The organism is Bacillus sp. P4_D3 (assembly GCF_056401855.1).
The window spans coordinates 1-2641 of record NZ_JBFUIN010000429.1 but is presented as its reverse complement, the minus strand read 5'-3'; the positions used below and the strand labels follow the sequence as shown (position 1 = coordinate 2641).

Here is a 2641-nt window from a genome sequence, read left to right as displayed (position 1 = left end):
CTTTGTACGTTTCGTATACTTCTTTCCGCTCAGCCAGCATTTTATTATACACAAAGCGTACACACCCGAAAGTTTTACGTATCAGRTAGGCTTGTTTTTCTGTWGGATACAGRCGAAAYTTRTACGCCTTATTATGCTTTGTCATATCARTTCATCTCACTTTCCCATAAACATTTCTACTTTATCTATGGCGGTGATAACACAACATGAACACTRCATGATYATCTCATTTCATTGTYATACCAAACKTTACCTCTTATAAGACTGATTATAGCAGAGGCGAAATAAATAGGAAAAMYAATTTTTTGGCTACGCCAAACCRMAAWTCATCTCCCACCTACCGCTTTGCTATCGTCCTTCACACGCTTGAGGAAGGAGACTTCTWYCGGATAATRCGTTAAATATATGGACTTATAGCTTAGTCAACTCTAAAAAACAAAAAGATATCCATCTCTAAACATGTAGTCATAGAGATGGATATCTTTATTTTTATACTTGCAATGCCTTCTCTCTCAAAGCTCTTCTTAACAATTTACCAGTTGTATTCTTCGGCAATTCTGTTAAAAACTCAATACTCATTGGCACTTTATATTTCGCTAAATGTAACGTGCAGTAATGCGTAAGCTCTTCTTCTGTTACGCTCGTTTGTTTCAGAACGACATAAGCTCGCACTGCTTCTCCTAAGTTTTCATCAGGAACACCGATTACGACAACTTCAGCTACCGAATCATGAGTATATAATACTTCCTCTACTTCACGAGGATATACGTTATAACCGCCAACTAAAACAATATCTTTTTTACGATCGACGATATAGAAGTAACCTTCTTCATCCATTTTCGCTAAGTCACCTGTATATAGCCAGCCATCTTTAATTGTCGCCGCAGTATCTTCTGGCGCATTATAGTAACCCTTCATAACGTTAGGTCCGCGAACAATTAATTCCCCAACTGCACCAACAGGTACTTCTTCCCCAAGTTCGTTCACAATTTTATTTTCTACGTGCCAAATATTTGTACCAATCGAACCTGGTTTACGAGGACGATCTAACGGATTAAAACAAGTAACTGGTGATGCTTCTGATAAACCGTATCCTTCTGAAACGATAACGTCAAAACGTTGTTCAAAGTTTTTCAGAAGCGCAACAGGCATCGATGCACCACCTGAAATACAAAGCCGAAGTGTCTTCACATCTTCTGCGCTTGCTTCTTCAAATAAATATAAGTAATTATACATTGTCGGTACACCCGCAAAAATCGTTGGTTCATACGTACGACAAATGCGAAATACTTCTTTCGGACTAAACTTCGGTAACATTAAAATTGTTGCCCCGTTCACAATCGGCGCATTTACCGCAACTGTTAAACAGAACACATGGAACATCGGCAGTGCCGCAACGACGCGATCATCCGCAGTATATTGTAAATATGACGCAACATCGCTAGCATTACTATATAAATTTTTATGCGTTAACATAGCGCCTTTTGGCTTTCCAGTTGTACCYGAAGTGTATAAAATAACAGCTACATCTTCTTCATCTAGTTCAGGACCTTCGTAAGTTACATCTCCATTTCCTATAAAACTAGTAAACGTTTTCATTTTTTCGGTTTCTATATGGTTAAAATCTGATGAGGTTTCGCATATGATGATATTTTCAAGTGAAGGAAGTCTTGTTGTAAGAGATTGTATAACAGGTAGAAGGACGTCGAGTACGATGATTGTTTTTACATCTCCATTTTGTAATATGTAATGTATTTCGTCTGCTGTATAAATTGGATTAATCGGAATGACAGTTGCTCCGGCTTTCATTGTTCCGTATAAACCTACTAAAAAATGTGGTGAATTACCTACAGCTAATGCGACATTGTCCCCTTTTCCAATGCCCATTTTTGCTAAATTGCTAGAAAACCTAGTGACTACTTTGTTTAATTGGTCATACGAGACCGACTGATCCATAAATATGTACGCCGGTTTATCCCCCTTCTTTTTTGCCGTTTCAGCCAAAGATTGAACGAGATTCACACAAATCCCACCTTTATAAAATTTAGAATATTTAAAAATTCTAAATTAATTATATTAAAAGAAAATTAAAGTGGCAAGTGATATTCCATTAACTGCATATACATGAATCACCTCCTCTTGGTTTACTTTGGAAGGATAAGGGGATTTCGTTTGCAAGTAATTTATGAAACTAGACCAAAAATCATTTTAGGATAATATGCATTCATCTTTTCTCTAAGTTTATTAAGTTCCTCTTTATTTAACGCCGTATGCTCTCCAAACAAGTTGATCGCGTCCGCTCCATCTACACCCGACATATGTGGAAAACATTTTAAAACAGCTGCTTGAATCTTCAATCTATCATGGTTTTAAACTGATATACTAATAGTCTTATTGCTGATTAAACTACCAGTGTATAAAAGCAACATCTCTATTTATATTGAGAATAATGGTGTTGCTTTTATTTCAAACCTACATTTTCTGTATAATCAGTCTTTTTATAATCTAATTCTTTGCCCACCTCTTTAATTTCCTCATATGCTTCATCTTTATTAAGTCTATATACTCTATCCACTTTATCTCCAGAAGATGTGTTATAGATTAATTCAATATACTTCCCATCTTCATAAACTATAATTTG

The 2641-nt window shown here is 36.0% G+C and carries 2 protein-coding genes and 1 pseudogene; all 3 read right to left on the bottom strand.

Annotated elements, in window-relative coordinates; genetic code table 11:
- Nucleotides 1-145 (bottom strand): helix-turn-helix domain-containing protein (locus tag AC1DTM_RS22235; protein WP_477000895.1); only part of this gene is annotated, 145 nt, incomplete at its 3' end.
- 344 nt (nt 146-489) lie between these two features.
- Nucleotides 490-2022, bottom strand: coding sequence for a fatty acid--CoA ligase family protein (locus AC1DTM_RS22230; RefSeq protein ID WP_016104123.1), 1533 nt, complete (start codon nt 2020-2022; stop codon nt 490-492).
- A 439-nt stretch (nt 2023-2461) separates the two neighbouring features.
- A pseudogene (locus tag AC1DTM_RS22225) lies at nt 2462-2641 on the bottom strand (lipoprotein); the annotation flags it as partial.